Annotated in this window: 20 protein-coding genes; 9 read left to right on the forward strand and 11 right to left on the reverse strand. The window is 72.2% G+C overall.

The genetic code is table 11. From position 1 onward, the window contains the following. Positions 1-264: 264 nt before the first annotated feature. The 3 genes from leuS to MKK69_RS24895 all read left to right on the forward strand — a co-directional run bounded on the left by leuS (position 265) and on the right by MKK69_RS24895 (position 3,682). Positions 265-2,850 carry a leucine--tRNA ligase gene (gene leuS, locus MKK69_RS24885; RefSeq protein ID WP_243972366.1) on the forward strand — a complete coding sequence of 862 codons (2,586 nt, stop codon included), beginning with the start codon at positions 265-267 and terminating at the stop codon, positions 2,848-2,850. Between the two features lie 325 nt (positions 2,851-3,175). After that, the gene (locus MKK69_RS24890) at positions 3,176-3,373 is read left to right on the forward strand and encodes a DUF2283 domain-containing protein (protein ID WP_313900882.1); all 198 of its coding nucleotides are present in this window, start codon (positions 3,176-3,178) and stop codon (positions 3,371-3,373) included. Between the two features lie 27 nt (positions 3,374-3,400). After that, on the forward strand, positions 3,401-3,682 hold the full coding sequence (locus tag MKK69_RS24895) for a helix-turn-helix domain-containing protein (RefSeq protein WP_243972369.1): 282 nt from the start codon (positions 3,401-3,403) through the stop codon (positions 3,680-3,682). 4 nt (positions 3,683-3,686) lie between these two features. Here the strand turns inward: MKK69_RS24895 and MKK69_RS24900 are convergent, their stop codons facing one another. The 3 genes from MKK69_RS24900 to MKK69_RS24910 form a co-directional block, all read right to left on the reverse strand. Then, a complete protein-coding gene (locus tag MKK69_RS24900; RefSeq protein ID WP_409564878.1) occupies positions 3,687-4,406 on the reverse strand; it encodes an ABC transporter substrate-binding protein in 720 nt (239 codons plus the stop codon). Positions 4,407-4,471: 65 nt separating this feature from the next. Continuing rightward, complete coding sequence (locus tag MKK69_RS24905; RefSeq protein WP_243972372.1) at positions 4,472-5,239, reverse strand: TerC family protein; 768 nt, start codon at positions 5,237-5,239, stop codon at positions 4,472-4,474. Further along, entirely contained in the window at positions 5,236-6,189 is a 954-nt protein-coding gene (locus tag MKK69_RS24910; RefSeq protein WP_243972375.1) for a lipid kinase, read from the reverse strand. The genes MKK69_RS24905 and MKK69_RS24910 overlap by 4 nt, the downstream gene beginning before the upstream one ends. A 309-nt stretch (positions 6,190-6,498) precedes the next feature. Between MKK69_RS24910 and MKK69_RS24915 the strand changes: the two genes are divergently transcribed. Both MKK69_RS24915 and MKK69_RS24920 read left to right on the forward strand, forming a co-directional pair. Beyond that, the gene (locus MKK69_RS24915; RefSeq protein WP_243972376.1) at positions 6,499-7,374 is read left to right on the forward strand and encodes a hypothetical protein; all 876 of its coding nucleotides are present in this window, start codon (positions 6,499-6,501) and stop codon (positions 7,372-7,374) included. A 177-nt stretch (positions 7,375-7,551) separates the two neighbouring features. Next, on the forward strand, positions 7,552-8,850 hold the full coding sequence (locus MKK69_RS24920; protein WP_243972377.1) for a nuclease: 1,299 nt from the start codon (positions 7,552-7,554) through the stop codon (positions 8,848-8,850). A 315-nt stretch (positions 8,851-9,165) separates the two neighbouring features. Here MKK69_RS24920 and MKK69_RS24925 read toward each other — a convergent pair whose 3' ends face one another. After that, positions 9,166-9,948: a YfdX family protein gene (locus MKK69_RS24925; protein ID WP_243972378.1), complete on the reverse strand. Its 783-nt coding sequence runs from the start codon at positions 9,946-9,948 to the stop codon at positions 9,166-9,168. Between the two features lie 573 nt (positions 9,949-10,521). Here MKK69_RS24925 and MKK69_RS24930 point away from each other — a divergent pair. Then, positions 10,522-11,586: an aldose epimerase family protein gene (locus MKK69_RS24930; protein ID WP_243972379.1), complete on the forward strand. Its 1,065-nt coding sequence runs from the start codon at positions 10,522-10,524 to the stop codon at positions 11,584-11,586. Positions 11,587-11,621: 35 nt separating this feature from the next. Here MKK69_RS24930 and MKK69_RS24935 read toward each other — a convergent pair whose 3' ends face one another. The 7 genes from MKK69_RS24935 to MKK69_RS24965 form a co-directional block, all read right to left on the reverse strand. Further along, positions 11,622-12,020, reverse strand: a complete 399-nt coding sequence (locus tag MKK69_RS24935) for a hypothetical protein (RefSeq protein ID WP_243972387.1) — start codon at positions 12,018-12,020, stop codon at positions 11,622-11,624. 140 nt (positions 12,021-12,160) lie between these two features. Beyond that, entirely contained in the window at positions 12,161-12,505 is a 345-nt protein-coding gene (locus MKK69_RS24940; protein ID WP_243972388.1) for a hypothetical protein, read from the reverse strand. Between the two features lie 16 nt (positions 12,506-12,521). Next, the gene (locus MKK69_RS24945) at positions 12,522-12,938 is read right to left on the reverse strand and encodes a hypothetical protein (RefSeq protein WP_313900883.1); all 417 of its coding nucleotides are present in this window, start codon (positions 12,936-12,938) and stop codon (positions 12,522-12,524) included. A gap of 107 nt (positions 12,939-13,045) precedes the next feature. Then, on the reverse strand, positions 13,046-13,576 hold the full coding sequence (locus MKK69_RS24950; protein ID WP_243972389.1) for an Hsp20/alpha crystallin family protein: 531 nt from the start codon (positions 13,574-13,576) through the stop codon (positions 13,046-13,048). Between the two features lie 100 nt (positions 13,577-13,676). Continuing rightward, the gene (locus MKK69_RS24955; protein ID WP_243972390.1) at positions 13,677-14,189 is read right to left on the reverse strand and encodes an Hsp20 family protein; all 513 of its coding nucleotides are present in this window, start codon (positions 14,187-14,189) and stop codon (positions 13,677-13,679) included. A 176-nt stretch (positions 14,190-14,365) separates the two neighbouring features. Then, entirely contained in the window at positions 14,366-15,238 is an 873-nt protein-coding gene (locus MKK69_RS24960; RefSeq protein WP_243972391.1) for an alpha/beta fold hydrolase, read from the reverse strand. Then, positions 15,217-16,089, reverse strand: coding sequence for a YihY/virulence factor BrkB family protein (locus tag MKK69_RS24965; protein ID WP_243972392.1), 873 nt, complete (start codon positions 16,087-16,089; stop codon positions 15,217-15,219). The genes MKK69_RS24960 and MKK69_RS24965 overlap by 22 nt, the downstream gene beginning before the upstream one ends. Positions 16,090-16,301: 212 nt before the next feature. Here MKK69_RS24965 and MKK69_RS24970 point away from each other — a divergent pair, with 212 nt between their 5' ends. From MKK69_RS24970 to MKK69_RS24980, 3 genes are all read left to right on the forward strand, one after another. Next, complete coding sequence (locus tag MKK69_RS24970; protein WP_243972393.1) at positions 16,302-17,192, forward strand: DMT family transporter; 891 nt, start codon at positions 16,302-16,304, stop codon at positions 17,190-17,192. 102 nt (positions 17,193-17,294) lie between these two features. After that, positions 17,295-18,845: an FAD-dependent oxidoreductase gene (locus MKK69_RS24975; RefSeq protein ID WP_243972394.1), complete on the forward strand. Its 1,551-nt coding sequence runs from the start codon at positions 17,295-17,297 to the stop codon at positions 18,843-18,845. Between the two features lie 78 nt (positions 18,846-18,923). Beyond that, positions 18,924-19,130, forward strand: coding sequence for a hypothetical protein (locus MKK69_RS24980; protein WP_243972396.1), 207 nt, complete (start codon positions 18,924-18,926; stop codon positions 19,128-19,130). Positions 19,131-19,401 lie beyond the last annotated feature (271 nt).

The following is a 19,401-nucleotide window of genomic DNA, read 5'->3' on the forward strand; positions in this document are numbered from 1 at the left end:
CTCCAGCCAGCCGCGCGATCCCTGGAGGGCTCCTTCGAGGCCCGCTTCGCGGGCACCTCAGGATGAGGGGGGTTGGGTTGGAACAGGCCGGAGACGGCCGCCCTCGTGTATCGTGTTATTCATCGACCTATGTGCTGGCGCGCCCCGCGCAAGCCCGAATCGCGCCCTGCGTTGACCGGCTCCGGCGCAGATATGCTATCGCGGCTCCACCGTGCCGTCGGTGTTCCCCGGAACGGCCGACGAGCCCCACACCCCACCGGATCCATGACCAGCACTGCCGCCCCCCAGCCCGTCGAGCGCTACAACGCCAAGGATGCCGAGCCGCGCTGGCAGGAGGCCTGGGCCGAGCGGCGCCTGTTCGAGACCGACAATGCCGACGGCCGGCCGAAATACTACGTGCTGGAGATGTTCCCCTACCCGTCGGGGCGCATCCACATGGGCCATGTCCGCAACTACGCCATGGGCGACGTGGTCGCCCGCTACAAGCGCGCCCGGGGCTTCAACGTGCTCCACCCGATGGGCTGGGACGCCTTCGGCCTGCCGGCCGAGAACGCCGCCATGGAGCGCAAGGTCAACCCGCGGGACTGGACCTACACCAACATCGCGTCGATGCGCGACCAGCTGAAGGCCATGGGCCTGTCGCTGGACTGGAGCCGGGAGATCGCCACCTGCGACCCCGACTACTACAAGCACCAGCAGCGCATGTTCCTGGACTTCCTGGACAAGGGCCTCGTCACCCGCCGCACCGCCAAGGTGAACTGGGACCCGGTGGACCACACGGTGCTGGCCAACGAGCAGGTGATCGACGGGCGCGGCTGGCGCTCCGGCGCCCTGGTCGAGCAGCGCGAGCTGACCCAGTGGTTCTTCAAGATCACCGACTTCGCCGAGGATCTGCTGACCGCCCTCGACGGGCTGGACCGCTGGCCGGAAAAGGTCCGGTTGATGCAGAAGAACTGGATCGGCCGCTCCGAGGGGCTGGAAGTCCGGTTCGCCCTGGCCCGTCCGGTCGCCGGCGCAGCCGATTCGGTGACCGTCTACACGACCCGGCCCGACACCCTGTTCGGTGCCAAGTTCCTGGCGATCGCCGCCGATCACCCGCTCGCCGCCGCTCTGGCCGCAGACAGGCCCGGCCTCCAGGCCTTCATCGAGGAATGCCGCCGCACCGGCACCGCGCAGGCCGCGATCGACACCGCCGAGAAGCACGGCTTCGACACCGGCCTGACCGTCCGCCATCCCCTCGACCCGTCCTGGGAGCTGCCGGTCTACGTGGCGAATTTCGTGCTGATGGAATACGGCACCGGCGCGGTGTTCGGCTGCCCGGCCCACGACCAGCGCGACCTCGACTTCGCCAACAAGTACGGGCTCGGCAACACCCCGGTGGTCTGCCCCGAGGGCCAGGACCCGGCGACGTTCGTCATCACCGACACCGCCTATGTCGAGGATGGGCGGATGATCCATTCGCGCTTCCTCGATGGCATGACCACCGACGAGGCCTTCGAGTCCGTGGCCCGGCGGCTCGAAGGGGAGGGGGTCGCGACCCGCAAGGTCCAGTTCCGCCTGCGCGACTGGGGCGTCTCGCGCCAGCGCTACTGGGGCTGCCCGATCCCGATCATCCATTGCGAGTCCTGCGGCCCGGTGCCGGTGCCGGTCTCCGACCTGCCGGTGAAGCTGCCGGACGAAGTCTCCTTCGACCAGCCCGGCAATCCGCTGGAGCGCGACCGGGCCTGGCGCGACGTGCCCTGCCCGCGTTGCGGTGCCCCGGCCCGGCGCGAGACCGACACGATGGATACGTTCGTCGATTCGTCCTGGTACTATGCCCGCTTCACCGCGCCCTGGCTCACCGACGCCCCCACCGACCGGGCCGTGGTCGACCATTGGCTGGCGGTGGACCAGTATATCGGCGGCATCGAGCACGCGATCCTGCACCTGCTCTACGCCCGGTTCTTCATGCGGGCGATGCGCGAGACCGGCTGGTCCGGGGTGTCCGAGCCCTTCGCCGGGCTGTTCACGCAAGGGATGGTCGTCCACGAGACCTACAAGGACGCCGCCGGCGCCTGGGTGCCCCCGGCCGAGATCCGCTTCACCACCGAGGAGGGCGAGCGCCGCGCGTTTCACGTGAAAACTCAGGCGCCGATCGCGATCGGCCCGATCGAGAAGATGTCGAAGTCCAAGAAGAACGTGGTCGACCCGGACGACATCATCGCGAGCTACGGGGCCGACACGGCGCGCTGGTTCATGCTGTCCGATTCGCCGCCGGAGCGCGACGTGATCTGGACCGAGGAGGGGGTGCAGGGCGCCGCCCGGTTCGTCCAGAAGGTCTGGCGGTTGGTGAACGCCGCCGGACAGGCGACGGGAGACGGCGCCGCCGATCTGCCCCTGCGCAAGGCCGCCCACCGGGCCCTGGCCTCCGTGCAGGACGATATCGAGCGCCTGCGCTTCAACCGCTGCGTCGCCCACATCTATACCCTGGCCAACGCCCTGGAGGATGGCCTGCGCGGTCCGGTCACGCCCGCGGCGGCCGGGGAGGCGGCCGGCATCCTGGTCCAGCTCATCGCACCGATGATGCCGCACCTGGCGGAGGAGTGCTGGCTGGTTCTGGGGCGCTCCGGCCTCGCCGCGCAGGCGCCCTGGCCGGAGGCGGAGGCCGGGCTGCTCGTCGAGGACGAGATCACCCTGCCGGTCCAGATCAACGGCAAGAAGCGGGCGGACGTGACCGTGCCGCGCGACGCCGACGCCAAGGCGGTCGAAGCGGCGACGCTGGCCCTGGAGGCGGTTCAGCGGGTGCTGGAGGGCAAGGCGCCGCGGAAGGTGATCGTGGTGCCGGGGCGGATCGTGAATCTGGTGGTTTGAAGATTCTACCCCGGCCGAGGTTCGATGCAGGAGTCCGCTCCGTGCCGACTCAGAGAGCCGTTCAGAAAGCGTTTCTCCAATCCTCGGCCTCATCCTGAGGTGCCCGCGAAGCGGGCCTCGAAGGAGGGCTCCAGAAGGCGCTGCTAGCCCTGGAGGGCTCCTTCGAGGCCTCCGCTGCGCTTCGGCACCTCAGGATGAGGTGGAGGATTGGAAATGGCAGGGGTGCCTCGGTGGTGAGGGCTCAGCGCAGGGCGCATGTTGGAAAAACCGGCGTTGACGTCTCGCACGCGCTCGCTCTTCCTCGATCGCGGCTGAAGGCGCAGATGTGAAAGGTCGATACGATCTAGAGGCTGACGCCCTGTATCTCCGCTTCGCCGATACTGTGGTGCGTGAGAGTGAGGAGGTCCGACCCGGCATCATTCTAGATTTCGACGTAGAGGGCCGCGTTGTTGCCATCGAGATTCTCGATACCAAGGAGCGTCTCTCGGCGGGCGCGGATTTGGCACATTTGGCCGCCGCCTGAAGCCCGCAGGCATTGGAACGCTCGGACATGACCGCACAAACCTTCGTCAGCGTGTTCGAAGCTTTGACCGATACGCCCATTGAGGCTGCCAACATGACGGCCCGTGCCGACCTGTTGCTGGCCATCCGGGAACGCATCCGAGCGTGGAACCTGCCGCAGGAGAAGGCAGCGGCGCGGCTCGGCCTGACGCGTCCCCGTCTCAACGACCTGATGCGTGGCAAAGTCGACAAGTTCTCCCTGGATGCGCTGGTCAATATCGCCAGCGCGACAGGCCTCGCACTTCGCATTCAGGTCGTCGAGGCGGCCTGATCCGTTACGGCGCCGCCAGCCCCGGATCCTGCCCGCTGGCCTCGAGGCCGCGGCGCACGAGCCCCTCGCGCTTTGCCCACGCGATGAAGTCCGCGAGGTAGGCCGCCCCGGCCGGGCGCCCGACCGGCAGGCCCATCGCCTGCGGGATGGCTATGAAATCCCCGGGCAGCAGCCGCACCTCCGGATGGCCGGCGGCGTAGGCGGCGAGCGGCTGCGCGACCCCGGCCGCCACCTCCAGCCCGTCCCGCGCGAAGGCCGTGACCGCCTCGGCCGAGGTCGGCGCCCGCACCAGGGTCGCGTGTTGCAGGCTCCGGCTCAGGAACAGGTCGTAGGCGCTGCCGCGGCCCACCGAGACCCGCACGCCCGGGCGGTCGACCGCCTCCAGGGTCCGGATCGGCGAGGCGGCCGGCACGAGGTAGCGGCCGGTGATCAGCACGTAGGGGTCCGTGAAGGCGATGCCCTCGGCCCGTTTCGGGTCGATCGCCAGGAAGCAGATGTCCCAGGTGCCGGACCCCGCCGAGCCCGAGACGGCCCCCGCCCCCGGGAAGGTCACGAACGCCACCGGCACGCCGAGTTTCTGCGCCAGCGCCCTGGCCAGGTCGACCGACACGCCCGCCGGAGCCTCCGCGCCGCCCTGCGCCAGCACCGGGTTGCCGAGATTGATCGCCGCCCGGAGCGTGCCCGTGGGGGCGAGGTCGTGCAGGATCGCGGAATCGGGGGGCATCGGTTGCGGCTCCGCACGCGCCGGGGCGGACAGGACGAGCAGGCAGAGCGCCGCGCGGATCCGCATCAGGCGCGCCCGACCTGGCCGGCCGGCGCCCGAGCCTCGCCCCTGGCGCCCCGCCGCCGCCGCCGGGCCAGCATATTGAGCCCCTCGACGCCGGCCGAGAACGCCATGGCCGTGTAGATGTAGCCCTTCGGCACGTGCGCCCCGAACCCCTCGGCGATCAACACCATGCCGATCATGATCAGGAAGCCCAGCGCCAGCATCACCACCGTGGGGTTCCGGGCGATGAAGGCCGAGAGCGGCTCGGCGGCGACCAGCATCACCGTCACGGCGACGATCACCGCCACCATCATCACCGGCACGTGCGCGGTCATGCCCACCGCCGTGATGATCGAGTCGATCGAGAAGACGAGGTCGAGGAGCAGGATCTGGCCGATCGCCGCGCCGAAGCCGAGGCCGCCGCCGGATTCCTCCGCCTCGGGCTCGGGATCGACGCTGTGGTGGATCTCCTTGGTGGCCTTCCACAGCAGGAACAGGCCGCCGCCGATCAGGATCAGGTCGCGCCAGGAGAAGTCCTGGCCGAGAACCGAGACGACCGGCTCGGTCAGGTGCACGATGAACGCCACGGTGCCGAGGAGCCCCAGCCGCAGCACCAGCGCCAGGCCGATCCCGATCCGCCGCGCCCGGGTCTGCTGTTCGGGCGGCAGCCTGTTGGTCAGGATCGAGATGAAGATCAGGTTGTCGATGCCGAGCACCACCTCCATCACCACGAGGGTCGCGAGGGCGGCCCAGATCGCGGGCTGACTGGCGAGGTGGATCAGGTCGGTCACGGCTTGGGGGCCTCGCTGGTCGGGAACAGGCGGTCGCCGAGGGCGGCGAGGTCGAAGCCGGGGGCGCGGCGCACGGGCTCCGGTGCGAAGACCTGCAGGATCTTCGGGACGACCTTGAAATGGGCCGGCGTGTGGGTGGTCAATTCACCGTCGGTGTTCACCGGCCGGGGCCTGCGGGTCGAGATCCGGATCTCCTGGGCGTGGAAGGCGCGCACGTCGGCGGCCCGGCCATGGGTGCCGCGGCGGAGGGCCGGCAGCAGGGCGATCAGCCGCCACCAATGGTCGATCTCCAGGCTGTAGAAGTCGAGCTTGCCGTCATCCACCGCCGCGGTCTCGGCCACGGTCATGCCGCCGCCGTAGTGCCGGCCGTTGCCCACCGAGACCTGGATCGTCGTGACCTTCTCCACCGTGCCGTCGTGCTCGATCGTCACCGTGAAGGGCCGGACCCGGCGCAGCACCCGCACCGCCGCCACCGCGTAGCCGAGCACCCCCCAGGTCTTCTTCGATTTGGCCGTGAGCTCCCCCGCGAGCTCGGCCGAGAAGCCGACGCTCGCCACGTTGAAATAATAATGGCCGTTGACCCAGCCGAGATCCACCGGCCGCGCCGCGGCGGTCGGGATGAAGCGGGCCGCCGCCAGGGGATCGAGGGGCAGGTCGAGGGAGCGGGCGAGGTCGTTGGCCGTGCCGAGCGGCAGGATGGCCAGCGGCAGGCCGCTCTCCACCAGGGCCGGGGCGGCGAAATTCATGGTGCCGTCGCCGCCGCCGAGGATGACCAGATCGACCGAACCGGCCCGGTTGCGGATCGTGTCGCGGCAATCGGCGTCCGGCGGCGGCTCCTCCGGCTCGATCCCGCCCGCGCGCAGGATCGCGCGTACGGCCTCGAGGTCGAGGCCGCCGTTGCGGGCCTTGGCGTTGCAGATCAGCAGGGCCCGGCGCGGTGCGGCGCTCATCGGGGGGCCCCGGATCGCGGGGTCGGGCGGGCCTGGAGTTCGGGTCGGGCCACAGGATCCTCGGGGCGCGGCGGCGGGGGCGGGCGGGATGGGAACCTGCGTGCGGCCCGGGCCAGACGGCCAAGGCCGGAATTGTCCCCGACTTGGTACCCAAACGCGCGAACGCAACCCCATCATCCCCGCAATCCAGGGCTGGTCGCCGCCGCGCAATCTGGCAGGATATGTGGCGCGCCCGGGACGATCGTGGAACCCCTCCCCCACACGGGCGCGTTCCCGATGAGGCCCGCCCCGGCCGCCAGGAAGACACCGATGTCCGCCACACGCCCCGCCCGAACCCCGGCCCTGGCCCTCGGCCTGGTCCTGCCGCTCGCCTTTGCCGGCGCCGCCGCGGCCCAGCAGGGCACGGCGCCCCGGGCAGCCTGGGTCGACCCGCCGCCCCGGGCCGCCGCGCCGGCGCCGGGTGCCGCGCAGGGGCCCGCGCAGGAACCCGCACGGGAGCCGATGAAGGCGGCGGCCAATCCGCCGGATTCCGGCAGGGCGCCGGTGAAGGCCCAGACCGAGGGTCCGGTCCGTCAGGCCGCCACGCCGGAACCGTCCGAGGACGCCCTGCCGAAGGCCGCGGCGACGCGGGTGCCGGGTCCGAGGCGGGCCGCCGCCCTGGAGCGTCCGCCGGTCCGGGAGACCCTGCGCCGCCATGCCGGTCATCCGCACCGGCTCGCGGAGACGCCGGCCGCCTTCGCCCCGGCGCCGGGGGCGTCCGCCGAGCGCGCCGCCGCGGCCCGGGCGCTGACGGCGAGCTACCTCGCCACCGTCTCGGGTTCCAACGACACCATGGTCGGCGCCGCGACCCAGTTCTACGCGACCCGCGTGCGCTTCTACGGCCGGCCGGTCACGACGGCGGCGCTCGTGGCCGAGAAGCGCAGCTTCGTCCAGCGCTGGCCCGAGCGGCGCTACGAGCCGCGGGCGATGCGCACCGCCTGCGATGCCGAGACCTGCACGATCCGCACCCTCGTCGCCTTCCGCACGGCCAATCCGGGGCGCGGCGCCGTCTCCAGCGGCGAGGCCGAGCTGATCCTGGAGGTGGGCTTCGCGGGGACGCGGCCCTACATCCTGGGCGAGACCGGGCGCGTCCTGCGGCGGAGCATCCAGGCCGGGAGCCTGGCCGCCTCCCCCGGCAAGGCGTGAGAGTCCCCCGGCACCATCCCGCCGCCGCGGGACGGGCCGGAGCCGCCCCCGGTTCCGGCGTCCGGGACGATGCGCTAAGGGATAGATCCTGGCGCTCGGACGTTGCGTGAGGCGCTCCCGGTTGGGCCCCGTCGGGCGGGCTCCGGGCCGCGCGCCGGTGAGGCCGGGATCGGGTGCATGACGTCTTCAACGGTTGTGGCGAAACAGGAGGCGGACCCGGCCCGTCCGGTGCTCGACGGTCCCGACCGGAGCGCCCTGCGCGCGGCGATCCGGGCCGCGGTTGCCCATGCCCGTCCGCGCCCCGTGGCCATCCGGACCCTCGAACTCCTGGCCGAGGCCGCGAGCGTCCCCGACGCGGCGGGCACCAGTATCCGCGTGCTCGACCGGCAGGGCGCCGTGCGCCTGCGGGGTGACACCGCCGAGCCGATGACCCTGGCCGATCTGGTCGCGGAGCTGCGCGAGCGGCATCCCGCCCTGTTCCTGCCCCCCGAGGCGGAGCCGGTTCCGGCCACCGCCGACGAGGCCCGGGATTCAGCCCTGCTGAGCGGCGCCTACGAGATGACGGCCGCCACCGCGCGGTTCGTCGGGACCCAGTCCGAGCGGGCCCGCTCCCTCGCGGAGCGCTCCTCCGAGCAGGGCCGGGTGCTGGCCCAGAGCGCCGCCGGCCGGTTCGCGACCCTGGGGACGCGCCTGCGCGGCCGGTTCGGCCGCCCCCCCGCCAGCGCCGACGCGGCCGGCGGCGCGCCCCAGGAAAGTCCCCAAGGAGCCCCCCGAGAGCCGGATCCGGCGGCGGCCTGGAATGCCGGGCCCGGCCGGTTCGGGGAGACGGTCCGCGACGGCCTGGACCACCTGCGCGATCGGCTCGGCTTCGGCGGGGCCCCAATGGACGACGGCGCGCGCCGGCAGCGCCGCTGGCTCCTGGGTGCGGGCGCGGGTACCCTGGCGGCTGTGATCGCCGCGGGGCTCGTCCTGGAGGGCCAAACCCCCGACTCCGCGCGCCCCGCGGCTCCGGCCCGGACGGACACGGCGAACGGCGCCGCCCCGAGCGTGCCGCCCACCGCCTCGCCTGCCCCTGCCTCGCCAGCCCCTGCCGCCCCCGATACCGTGACGCCGCCCCCCGAGACCGCCGGCGATCCCGAGCCCGACGCGCCGCTGCCGCCGAACGCCGTGACCGGGCAGGCCCAGGTGATCGACACCGCGACCCTCAAGGTCGGCGGCAAGGTCGTGCACCTGTTCGGCGTCGAGTGGGTGCGGGGCGGCCAGGCGGACGAGCTGGCCCGCTACATCGGCACCCGGCCGGTGACCTGTCAGCCGGCGCCGGGCAGCGCCACCCTGAACTGCCTCGTCGACGGGCGCGACATCTCCGAGGTGGTGCTGTTCAACGGCGGCGGCCGCGCCTCCCCGGAGGCGAGCCCCGAACTGGTCGCGGCCGAGGACCACGCCCGGAGCGAGCGGCTCGGCGTGTGGAAGCGGTAGCTGTCGCACGACGGCGCGTGAGGGCTCACGCGCGGGGGCGGGTCGGGGTGGAGAGCGGACCCTGATCCATCGCCCTGATGCGGGCGTTCCGGATCCGAACCCTGTCGGACACGCCGGCCGCTCTCAGCACTTGCCGAAAGCCGTCCTGAGTGGCTGCTCGGAAACCGACATACAGCCTCGCGCCCGCCTCTGCTCTGAGGCCCGGCAGAGGGGTGGATCGGAAGGTCGGCGCCGCGAAGGTGCAGGCAGGTTGGCAGCGCCCCGTAGGCGGACCGACCGGCGCACCCTGCGATGCGCCGGACGACCAGAATGCTGCTACTTGCCGGCTTTAGCGCCCGCGGCGGAGCCATGCGCCTGCGACGCGTCGGTGTTCGCGGCGGCGTTACCCTTCTGCGGGAGCGCGATGGCATCGATCATATCGAAGCGGACCCTGTCCTGGGCCGTCTTCAGGACTGCGTTGGCTTCGTAATACTTGCCCTGGCCGATCAGCGTGGCCGCCTGATCGACATCGGAGATGGTCTTGTTCAGCGGCAGGACGGCCATCGTGAAGTTCACGTCGACATGGGCGAGCTTGAGCTTCTCCAGTGCGCCCTTCTGGTCGCCCTGGGCGAGGTTCTTATTCGCTTCGGTCACGGCGGAGGCCTTCTCGGGCGTGGCGACGAAGTCGTCACCCAGGGTCAACTGCGCATCGACCGGCACCCAGGCGATCTGTTCCTGAGAGGCCGGCTTGGCCTCGGTCGTCGTGGCCGGGGTCGTGGCCGGGGTCGTGGCCTTGTGGCCCGCGAGGTCGGCTTGTGTCCTGAGATCGGCCTCCGCCTTGTTGAACTGCGCATCGTCGGTCTTCGCTTTGGCGAAGGCCGCCTGCGTCTTGCCGATCAAGTCCTTGGCCTGGGCGGGGTTCGCCTCGAAGATGGCGAGGCGCGTGAGCTGGAGGTCTCTGAAGCCCTGCGCGCCGTCCTTCGAGAGCTTGCCGACATCCTTGCCGACCATACTGGTCTGCGCGGCGTTCGCCTGGGCCGCTTGCTCGGCCGCGAATGCGGTGCCACCGAGGAGGGTCGTGAGCACGAGTGCCGCGGCGAGTGATCTCTGGTGAGCCATCGGTATTGTTCCATTTGAGCTAGAAGTGGGATCTTTGACCTTATTGGTACGATCAATCCCATGTGCCTATAATATAGTTTGGGTCTTTTTATCTCATGACTATTTGATTAAAAATCAGCAATGGAGACAATGGCGCCGCATCAAAGGCAGGAGAGGCGCAGCGGTCTCACCTGCGAGGCTCGAGGGTGACTGCGCCATTAGCCAACACCGCTAAACAGGTGATCTGAAAATTATCCCGTATGATTGGCGTATGACTCGTAGACATCGAAAAAACCGAAGCATCTCGACCAGCGCAGGCCGAGCTTCGATAAGAACTGGATTGCTCAGCATCAGCTTCCGAGTCAGGCGCAGCCGATTTGCCATTGTCTTTCAGCCGACATTCCCGGGGCCCGCAACGGGTCGCGAGCCGCCTCTCGACGGAGGCACTGGGTTATCCAGGTCTACATCCTCGGCGCGTCGCCGATCCCGGTGCATTCGGCAACGGCTGCAAATCCTTGATACAGCCGTCACGCCGGACCGGTCTGCGCCGCGGCGGCGGGTCGTTCAGCGCGGGTGGAGCGTGGAGGAGACTGCATGGCGGGTGAATGTTTCGGGCGCACAGCGGACGGGCAGGCGGTCGACCGGCACGTGCTGATGCGGGGGAGCCTGCGCGTCGCCGTGATCGCGTTCGGCGCGGTCGTCACGGCGATCGAGGTGCCGGACCGGGCCGGCCGTTCGGCCAACGTCGTCCTCGGCCTCGACACCCTGGCGGGCTACGAGACCGTGAGCCCGAGCTTCGGCGCGATCGTCGGCCGCTACGCCAACCGCATCGCCGGCGGGCGCTTCAGCCTCGACGGGCACAGCTACCAGCTCCCAATCAACGAGGGCCCCAACACCCTGCACGGCGGCCCGGAGAATTTCGGCCGGCGCCTGTGGCGGGTGGAATCGTCCGATGCGACGCGCCTCGTCCTGAGCCGCCGCTCCCCGGACGGGGAGGCGGGGTTTCCGGGCACCCTCGACATCCGCGTGACCTACAGCTTGCCGGCGGACGGCGTGCTGCGGATCGATTACGCCGCCGTAACCGACTGGCCGACGGTCCTGAACCTCACCAACCACAGCTATTTCAACCTCGCCGGGGAGGGGGCGGGCAGCGTCCTCGGCCACGTCGTGCAGGTCGAGGCGGATGCGTTCGCGCCCACCGACGCGACCCAGATCCCCACCGGCGCGCTCCGGCCGGTGGACGGCACCCCGTTCGATTTCCGCACGCCGCGCCCCCTGGAGGCGCGGATCCGCGACGGGGATCCGCAACTCGCCTACGCCAAGGGCTACGACCACACCTTCGCCCTGCGCGGGCCCGCCGGGACCCTGCGGCCGGCCGCCACCTGCCTGGATCCCGGCAGCGGGCGCCGGCTCGACGTGTGGACCACGCAGCCGGCGCTGCAGCTCTACAGCGGCAACAACCTCGACGGCACGCTGACCGGCCCGTCCGGACGCCTCTACCGCTCCGGCGACGGGGTCTGCTTCGAGACGCAGGCGTTTCCCGACGCCCCGAACCAGCCGGACTTCCCCTCGGCGGTGCTCCGGCCGGGGGAGACCTTCACGGCGGCCACGGAGTTCCGGTTCTCGTGCCCCGCCCCGGAGCCCGGAACCGGGGGCTGACGGCCCGGGCGCGGGCCCAGACCTTTCACCATCCCTCACGCGGCGGCGCGCTCGGCCTCCCAGGATGCGGGGATCGCCGCGGCCGGGGCCGCGGGGTGGGGGTGCCCAGTCTCGCCGAGCGCCAGGAGGGCGGCCTTCACGGCGTCGAGCAGCGACGGCTCGCCCTCCGCCATGCCCTCGGCGGCGGCCACCTCCTTGAGGTACTCGTCCCAGGCCCAGCGCCGCAGGATTTCCCGCTTGCAGGCGCGCAGCAGCCGCGGATGGGCGAGCACCTCCGCGGGGGAGGCGAACACCGCCGCCGGGTTGACCAGGGCCCGCTCCAGGTCCGGCAGATCCGGCGCGCCCGCCCGCCCCGGCCATCCGGTTCCGGCGCTCCGGGGGACCGGGTGCCGGGGGCGGGTGTTGTGGTCCAATCCGATTGTCCGTTCCTCCATGGGGACCTCCCAAACCGATCTCGGCCTCGTATCGGAAACCGGAGCCGGGCCGGTGCGCCCGAGCCCCGGCTCCGCCTCGTCCCGGGAGCCGGTGCGCGCGTTCCGGGGCGCGGTGTGTCTTGGGGATTTGCCGGCGCGGGTCAGGCGCCGAGGAGCCCGAGCCGCGCGGCCGCCTGCACGCCGAAGCTCGCCGCGAAGGACAGCAGGGCGGCGTCCCAGGCGGTCAGGTTCGGGGACGCCGCCGGCGGCCCGCCCCGGACGAGGGCGACGGCGAGCCACGCCAAGCCCGACAGGCTCAGCAATCCGGCCGCGACCCAGGGCAGGGCCGGCGGCGGGCAGGGCGCCGCCAGGGCCAGGCACAGCAGGGCGGACAGGAGCCAGACGCCCAGCACGGTCCGGTTCGTCTCGCCCGCCGGGGCGCGGGCCCAGGCCCGCCACAGGCGCCCCGGGACGGGGTGTCGATCCTTCAGGTCGAATGTCGTCATCGAAGGCCCTCCGGGTTCAGTTCAGGACGGGTTCGGGCGCCGTCCGCCCGCGGCGGGTGACGGCGGCCCGGATTGATGGCCGGCGCGGGGCCGGCGCGGCCGGGCCCTGGTCCAGGGCCTGGAGCGCCGCCAGGACCGCGTCGACCGGGACGGGCTCGGCCCGGCAGCCCGGCAGGCAGCGCAGGGTCGGGCAGGCCTCGACCGCCCGGGCGTCGGAGGCCCAGGAGGCCAGGATCGCTCGCTTCTCGCCGGGCGACAGGCCGGGATAGGCCAGCACCTCGCGGGGGTGCCGGAAGACGTCGCCCGGCGCCACGAAGGCCGCGAAGGGGTCGACCGCGGCCGCCCGGAGATGGGCCGCCGCCATCGGGCCGAGGCGCTCGATCCCGGTCCGGACCCGGCCGGACCGGGTGGAAGTGGTGTCGCTCTGCTGCATGGAATCCTCCGCATTCGCGCAAAGGTTGGGGCGGCCGGCACGGTCCGTCGGTCCGCGCCGGCCGCCACGTCCTGCGTTCGGCCCGAAGCCGGCCGGAGCGGTGGCGCTCAGTGCGTCGCCGTCGCGCCGCCGGTGCCGTTGATCGGGATCCGGCGCCGGCGCTCCGGCGCCGCGGCCCCGCGGGGCAGCGTCACGGTGAGGACGCCGTCGCGGAAGGTCGCCTCGGCTTTGTCCTCCTGCACCGCGACGGGCAGGGCGATCGACCGCTCGAAGCGGCCGTCGCTGCGCTCTGAGCAGCCGCGCGCCGTGTCGGTGGTCTCGGCGCGCTTCCCGCCCCTCAGGGTGAGCACGCCGTCCGCAATGAGGAGCTCGACGTCGGTCTCCTCGAGGCCCGGCAGCTCGACGGAGACGCGCAGCGCGCCCTCCGCCTCCGTCAGATTCGGCCAGCCGAAGCTCCGGCCGGGCGGGCTCGGGGCGCCGCCGAACCCGCCGAACCCGTCGTCGAACAGGCGGCTCATCTCGCGGTGCAGCGTCGGGAACGGGCTCGCCGGCTCGGTCACCAAGCCGCCCGCTGCCAACCCGCCCGCTGCCGGGGCGCCGGTGCTGCGGGTCCAGGGAATCAGATCTCTCACGCTCATGGTTGTCACGCCATCGCAAGGGGTGCCGTTGCGGAAGCGGGCCCCGGGGTCCGGGGACCCGCGCGGAGGTGTCGTCTCCCGGTCCAGGAGGTGACCGGGATCAGGCCGCCTTGGCGTCGCGCCGGGCTTCGCCGTGAACCGGCCGCTCGGGTGCGATCTGCGCCGGGGCATTGTCCTGCCCGGAGGGCGTCGAGACGCCGCCGATGGCGATGCGCCGGGGCTTCAGGGCCTCCGGCACCGCGCGCCGCAGCGCGACGGTGAGCAGCCCGTTCTCCAGGGTCGCGCCCACGACCTTCACGTGCTCGGCCAGGTTGAACGTCTGCCGGAAGCCGCGCGCCGCGATCCCGCGGTGGAGATAGTGCTTCTCGCCCTCCGGGGCCGCCTTCTGGCCGGTGACCAGGAGCGTGGTGTCCTGCTGCGTCAGCTCGATCTCGTCGGGGGTGAAGCCCGCCACCGCCATGGTGATGCGGTACTGGTCCTCGGCGACCTTCTCGATGTTGTAGGGCGGCCAGGCGGCCGAAGGCTCGACCTGCTCGGCCTGGTTGAGCAACTCGAACAGCCGGTCGAACCCGACGGACGACCGGAACAGGGGCGAAACGTCGTAAGTCCTCATAACCACATCCTCCGATGAGCAACGTGACTACAAGCGACGCCGGACACCGTGCCCGGCGCCCTCCCGCGAGCCCGTTTCCGGGCCTCGCCCGCGCGTAACGTCCCGATCGTGGCCGGGTTCCGCGGCGAACGGAGATTTTTCGGGGCCTTCGGGGCGCGGCCGGGACGCGCGATGCCTCACACCCACCCGATCCGCGCGAAGAACCCCGCGATCGCCTCCGCCGCCCGGTCCGGATCCTCCCGGTGGGGGAAGTGGCCGACGCCGGGGAACAGCGCCAGATCGAGATCCGAGAAGGTCTCGCCCAGCCGGTCGGTCCAGGCGGAGGGGAAGATCGGGTCGTGCTCGGCCCAGCGCACGCAGGTCGGCACGGGGATCGGCGGCAGGGGCGGGGCCTCGCCCTCGAGCATTGCGATCCGGCCGGCATGGGCCGCCCGGTAATGCGCGAAGCCGCCCGCGAGGTTTCCGGGTTTCCGGAAATTGTCCACGAAGGCGTCGAGCACCCCGTCGAACGCGTCCTTCCGGTGTGACCAATGCCGCAGGAAATGGCCGATATAGGCGGCGCAACTCGCCCGGCTGGCGCCGACCAGCTGCACCGCCAGGTCCATCTGGTTGAAGGACTGGTACCAGATCTCGTTCAGGCGGTCGGGTGCCCCGAGGCGGGGGCCGATGCCCGGATAGACGAAGTCGAACAGGACCAGGCCGGCGCAGCGCTCCGGATGGGCGCGGGCGAGCGCCTGGATCACCGCCCCGCCGACATCGTGGCCGACGATGCCGGCGCGCGCGATCCCGAGGGCGTCGAGCAGGGCGACCATGTCGGCGGCCTGATCGGACGCCCCGAACGGGCCTTCGGGCTTGTCGCTGTCGCCGAAGCCGCGCAGGTCCGGGGCGATCAGGGTGTGGCGGGCCGCGAGCCGTTCCATCACGGGCTCCCAGGTCAGCCAGAATTCCGGCCAGCCGTGGAGCAGCAGCAGCGGCGCCCCCGTGCCGCAGCGCGCGACGTGCATGTCCGCGCCGTTCGCGCGGATCCTCAGGTGCTCGATCCCGTCCATCGTCCCTCCATCTCGGCGCGCCGCGCCAGCATCTTCGCCTGAAGACGGCTGCGGCGGGCGGCGATCACCGTGCCGTTGATCTCGCCGCCGAACAGGAACATGGCGGCGAGCCAGTACAGGAACACCAGGAACACCATCGCGGTGGCCAAGCCCCCGTAGGTCGACGCGTAGGCGTTCGAGAACCGGTCGAGGTAGAAGCCGAAGCCGAGGCCCGCGAAGAACCACAGGACCAGCGTCACCCCGATCCCCGGCAGCACCGACAGGATCGAGCGGCGCCCGGCGGCCACGAACTTGTGGGCGATGACCAGGATCACGCTCAGCAGCAGGGCCGTGACCGCGATCCGCCCGATCGCCACCGTCAGGCTCAGGGGTTCCAGCCCCGGCGCCACCAGCACGACGTTGCGCCAGATCAGCGGGCCCAGCACCACGAGCAGCGCGAAGGCCAGCATGGCGAAGGCGCCGCAGACCACGTAGCCGATCGATTCGAGCCGGGTCAGCCACCAGGGCCGGCTCTCGCGCAGCCCGTAGGCCCGGTTCAGCCCGACCCGCAGGCTCTCGACCCCCGAGGACGAGAAGTACAGGGCGAACAGGGCGCCCAGCGTCAGCACGCCGCTGCGCTGCTCGGTGAGCACCCGGTGGACCTCGCCGACGATCGGCTTGGCGATCTCCCGGGGCCAGGCGTCGAAGATCAGCACCCCGGCCTCGTCGGCGAGCGACTGCGTGCCGAACAGGCCGGCGAGCGCCGCGAGCAGGATCAGGAACGGGAACAGGGAGGTCAGGGTCGAGAGCGCGATGTGGCTGGCGATCGCCCAGCCGTCATGGGAGACGAAGCGCTGCGCGGCGACGCCCATGACCTGTAATCCGCTGCGGAGAGGTTTCACGGGTGTCCAACGATCCTCGGGAACGGCGCGGCACGCCGATGAACGGCGCCGGGGCCGGCCCGTCAACGCGGACGACGCGATCCGGTCCCGAACACGAAGCGGTGACGCGCCCGCGCCACGCCGGACCGGCGCATCGGATCGCCGTTGCGACTCGCGGCCCGGAGGCGCCTTAAGATACGGCCATGCTTAACGCTCCGCGACCCTCGACGCGCGCCGCCGGCGCCCTCCCGGCCCTGTTCGTGCCGATCTGGGCGACGGGTTTCGTCTCCGCCCGGGCGGTGGTGCCGCACGCCGATCCGCTGGCCTTCACGGCACTCCGGTTCACCGCCGTCGCCCTGGTGCTGGCCGGGATCGCCGCGGCGTCCCGGGTGCGCTGGCCGGGGGATTGGGCCGGCTGGCGCGATCCCGTCGTGGCGGGCTTCCTGATGCAGGGGATCTACCTATCGGGGGTGTTCTGGGCGGTGAGCCACGGGCTGCCCGCCGGGATCGCCGCGCTGGTCGGCAGCCTCCAGCCGCTCCTGACCGCGCTGCTGGCGCGGCCGCTGCTCGGCGAGCGGGTCAGCGGCCGGCGGGCCCTCGGCATCCTGATGGGCTTCGCCGGGGCCGGGCTGGTGCTCGCCCCGAAACTCGGCGCCACCGACCCGTCCGGGATCCCGCCCTGGGCCCTCGCCGTCAGCCTCCTGGCGGTCCTGGCGCTGACGCTCGGCACCCTCTGGCAGAAGCGTACCGGCGGCCGGATCGATCTGCTCGCCGGGGCGACGCTCCAGTTCGTCGGCGGCATGGCCTGCGCGATTCCCCTGGCGCTTGCCTTCGGCCGCGCGTCGTTCGAGCCGGTGGCGCCCCTGTGGCTGGGGCTCGCCTGGGCGGTCCTGGTCAATTCGGTGGCCGGCATCCTGCTGCTGCTGGCGCTGATCCGGCGGGGCGCGGTGGCGGGGGTGGCGGCCCTGTTCTTCCTGGTGCCGCCGGTGGCGGCCGTGCTCGGCTACCTGCTGTTCGGCGAGGTGCTGACGCCGCTCCAGGGCGCCGGGATGGCGCTGGCCGCCCTCGGGGTCGCGGTGGCCAACCAGGGCTGAGCCCGCGCCGGCCTGCGACCCCGCGCCCCGGAAACCCCGGGCGGCCTCGCGGTTTGGTGCGCGGGGCCGCGGCGGCCCGGGCGGGCATCGAGCGAGGCGAGCATGGACCAGGACAAGCCCCGCGAGATCCGGATCGCCCTCGATGCCATCCCCCTCGGCGGCAAGGCCGAGGGCAAGGCGGGCGAGGACGCGGTCCTGTTCGTGCGCGACGTCGACGGCGTGCGCGCCTTCCAGGCCAAGTGCCCGCATCTGGGGGCGCCGCTTGCCAAGGGCGAGATCTGCGGCGGCCGGCTCTACTGCCCCTGGCACAAGGCGGCCTTCGCGGTCGCCGACGGCAGCCTGGAGGAGCCGCCGGCGCTGGACGGGCTCACGCGCTATCCCGTCCGGATCGAGGGCGGCGAGGCCGTGGCGACCCTGACCCCGGAGCCCGCGCCGGCCAAGCGCGCCGAGACGCCCGTCGCCCGCGTCCTCATCGTCGGCACCGGCGCGGCCGCGGTCGCCTGCGTCACCACGCTGCGGCGCGAGGGGTTCTCCGGGGCGATCACCATGGTCGGCCGCGAGGCCCACCCGCCCTACGACCGGACCAAACTGTCCAAGCAGTTCCTGGCCAAGCCCACCCCGGCGGAGAAGACCCTGCTGGAGCCGGACTTTTCCGCGGCCCACGGGGTGGAGCGGATCGAGGCCGAGGCCACCCGGATCGAACCGGACGCCCGCCGCGTCACCCTGGCGGACGGGCGCACGATCACGGGCGATGCCCTGCTGATCGCCACCGGCAGCCGCGCCGTGGTGCCGGATTTCGAGGGCAAGGACCTCGACGGCGTGATGACCCTCCGCAGCCTCGACGACGCCGTGCGGCTCAGCGCGGCCGCCGAGTCCGCCAAGCGCGTGGTGGTGATCGGGGCGGGCTTCATCGGCCTGGAGGCCGCGGCCTTCCTGACCAAGCGCGGCCTCGCCGTGACGGTCCTGTCCCGGGAGGACATCCCCTTCGCCAAGCGCTTCGGCGAGGCCGTGGGGGCGGCCCTGAAGCGCTACCATGCCGGCAACGGCGTGACCTTCGTGACCGGGAGCGTCGCCCGGATCGTGGGCGACGGCCGCGTCGCGTCGGTGGAGACCGAGTCGGGCGGGAGCCTGCCGGCCGATCTCGTCCTGATCGGCGCCGGGGCTGCGCCGGAGACCGGGATCATCGCCGGCGTGGAACCGGACGAGACCGGCGGGATCCCCGTGGGGGCCGACCTGCGGCTCGCCGACCGCGTCTGGGTCGCCGGCGACATCGCGGCCTTCCGGGAGCACGGCAGCGGGGTCACCGCCCGGATCGAGCACTGGCGGCTCGCCCAGCAGCACGGCACCCACGCGGCCCGGGCGATCCTGGGGGCGCCGGGCGATTTCTCCGGGGCGCCGTTCTTCTGGAGCAATCAGGGCGACAAGCGCCTCGATTACGGCGGCTACGCGCCGGATTTCGAGCGGATCATCCTGCAGGGCGATCCCGCCGCGCTCGACTTCATCGCCTACTACGTCCGGGAGGGCCGTGCGGTGGCGGCCTGCAGCATCGGCCGCAACGCGCCGTTCACGGCGTTCCTGCACCTCCTCGGCGAGGCCCGGGTGCCGAGCCCGGAGGCGATCGAGGGCGGTGCCGACCTTGCCGCACTGGCGTGATGGAACCCTGACAGGCACCCGCGCCTTTCGCTTGCTGGTGCCCGCCGTCCGAGAAGCCGGGCCGCTCCGGGAGGCCCCATGAACCAGATCCTCGTCGTCGCCCTCATCTGCGCCGCCTCGGTCCAGGCCCCGGACTGCTCCCGCGACACCGCCATCGACGTGGTCACCGGCCCCGCCCACACCTTGCAGGAATGCCTGATCCAGGGGCCGGTGCTCGCGGCCAATTCCGGCTTCCGGGGCGAGGACGGCGCCTACGTGAAGACCCGCTGCGAGCAGAAGCACTGAGGTCGTAGAGCGCGCTCGCAAGCGGTTCCGCGAGGCTCCCTCCCCCCTCTGCGGGGGAGGGTTGCCCCCGAAGGGGGGCAGGAGAGGGGACCCCGGCCGCCGGATGGGTCCCAGGCGTCATGAGGGCCTACGCGCTGGTCCGCACCGTGGCTCTCACCGCCCGAACCATGCTAACGCAAGACCCACCCTCCCCCGCCGAGTGCGGCTCGATACGCGCCGCTCGGGCATATAGCGTTGCCCGATAACAGACGCTGGAATCCCCAGGGGATCC

Source organism: Methylobacterium sp. J-026, assembly GCF_022829585.1.
Classification (GTDB): domain Bacteria; phylum Pseudomonadota; class Alphaproteobacteria; order Rhizobiales; family Beijerinckiaceae; genus Methylobacterium.

Coding starts and splice junctions, on each gene's coding strand:
- leuS (WP_243972366.1), top strand. CDS start 265: ATGACCAGCACTGCCGCCCCCCAGCCCGTCGAGCGCTACAACGCCAAG.
- MKK69_RS24895 (WP_243972369.1), top strand. CDS start 3,401: ATGACCGCACAAACCTTCGTCAGCGTGTTCGAAGCTTTGACCGATACG.
- MKK69_RS24900 (WP_409564878.1), bottom strand. CDS start 4,406: ATGCCCCCCGATTCCGCGATCCTGCACGACCTCGCCCCCACGGGCACG.
- MKK69_RS24910 (WP_243972375.1), bottom strand. CDS start 6,189: ATGAGCGCCGCACCGCGCCGGGCCCTGCTGATCTGCAACGCCAAGGCC.
- MKK69_RS24915 (WP_243972376.1), top strand. CDS start 6,499: ATGTCCGCCACACGCCCCGCCCGAACCCCGGCCCTGGCCCTCGGCCTG.
- MKK69_RS24920 (WP_243972377.1), top strand. CDS start 7,552: ATGACGTCTTCAACGGTTGTGGCGAAACAGGAGGCGGACCCGGCCCGT.
- MKK69_RS24925 (WP_243972378.1), bottom strand. CDS start 9,948: ATGGCTCACCAGAGATCACTCGCCGCGGCACTCGTGCTCACGACCCTC.
- MKK69_RS24930 (WP_243972379.1), top strand. CDS start 10,522: ATGGCGGGTGAATGTTTCGGGCGCACAGCGGACGGGCAGGCGGTCGAC.
- MKK69_RS24935 (WP_243972387.1), bottom strand. CDS start 12,020: ATGGAGGAACGGACAATCGGATTGGACCACAACACCCGCCCCCGGCAC.
- MKK69_RS24940 (WP_243972388.1), bottom strand. CDS start 12,505: ATGACGACATTCGACCTGAAGGATCGACACCCCGTCCCGGGGCGCCTG.
- MKK69_RS24945 (WP_313900883.1), bottom strand. CDS start 12,938: ATGCAGCAGAGCGACACCACTTCCACCCGGTCCGGCCGGGTCCGGACC.
- MKK69_RS24950 (WP_243972389.1), bottom strand. CDS start 13,576: ATGAGCGTGAGAGATCTGATTCCCTGGACCCGCAGCACCGGCGCCCCG.
- MKK69_RS24955 (WP_243972390.1), bottom strand. CDS start 14,189: ATGAGGACTTACGACGTTTCGCCCCTGTTCCGGTCGTCCGTCGGGTTC.
- MKK69_RS24960 (WP_243972391.1), bottom strand. CDS start 15,238: ATGGACGGGATCGAGCACCTGAGGATCCGCGCGAACGGCGCGGACATG.
- MKK69_RS24965 (WP_243972392.1), bottom strand. CDS start 16,089: ATGGGCGTCGCCGCGCAGCGCTTCGTCTCCCATGACGGCTGGGCGATC.
- MKK69_RS24970 (WP_243972393.1), top strand. CDS start 16,302: ATGCTTAACGCTCCGCGACCCTCGACGCGCGCCGCCGGCGCCCTCCCG.
- MKK69_RS24975 (WP_243972394.1), top strand. CDS start 17,295: ATGGACCAGGACAAGCCCCGCGAGATCCGGATCGCCCTCGATGCCATC.
- MKK69_RS24980 (WP_243972396.1), top strand. CDS start 18,924: ATGAACCAGATCCTCGTCGTCGCCCTCATCTGCGCCGCCTCGGTCCAG.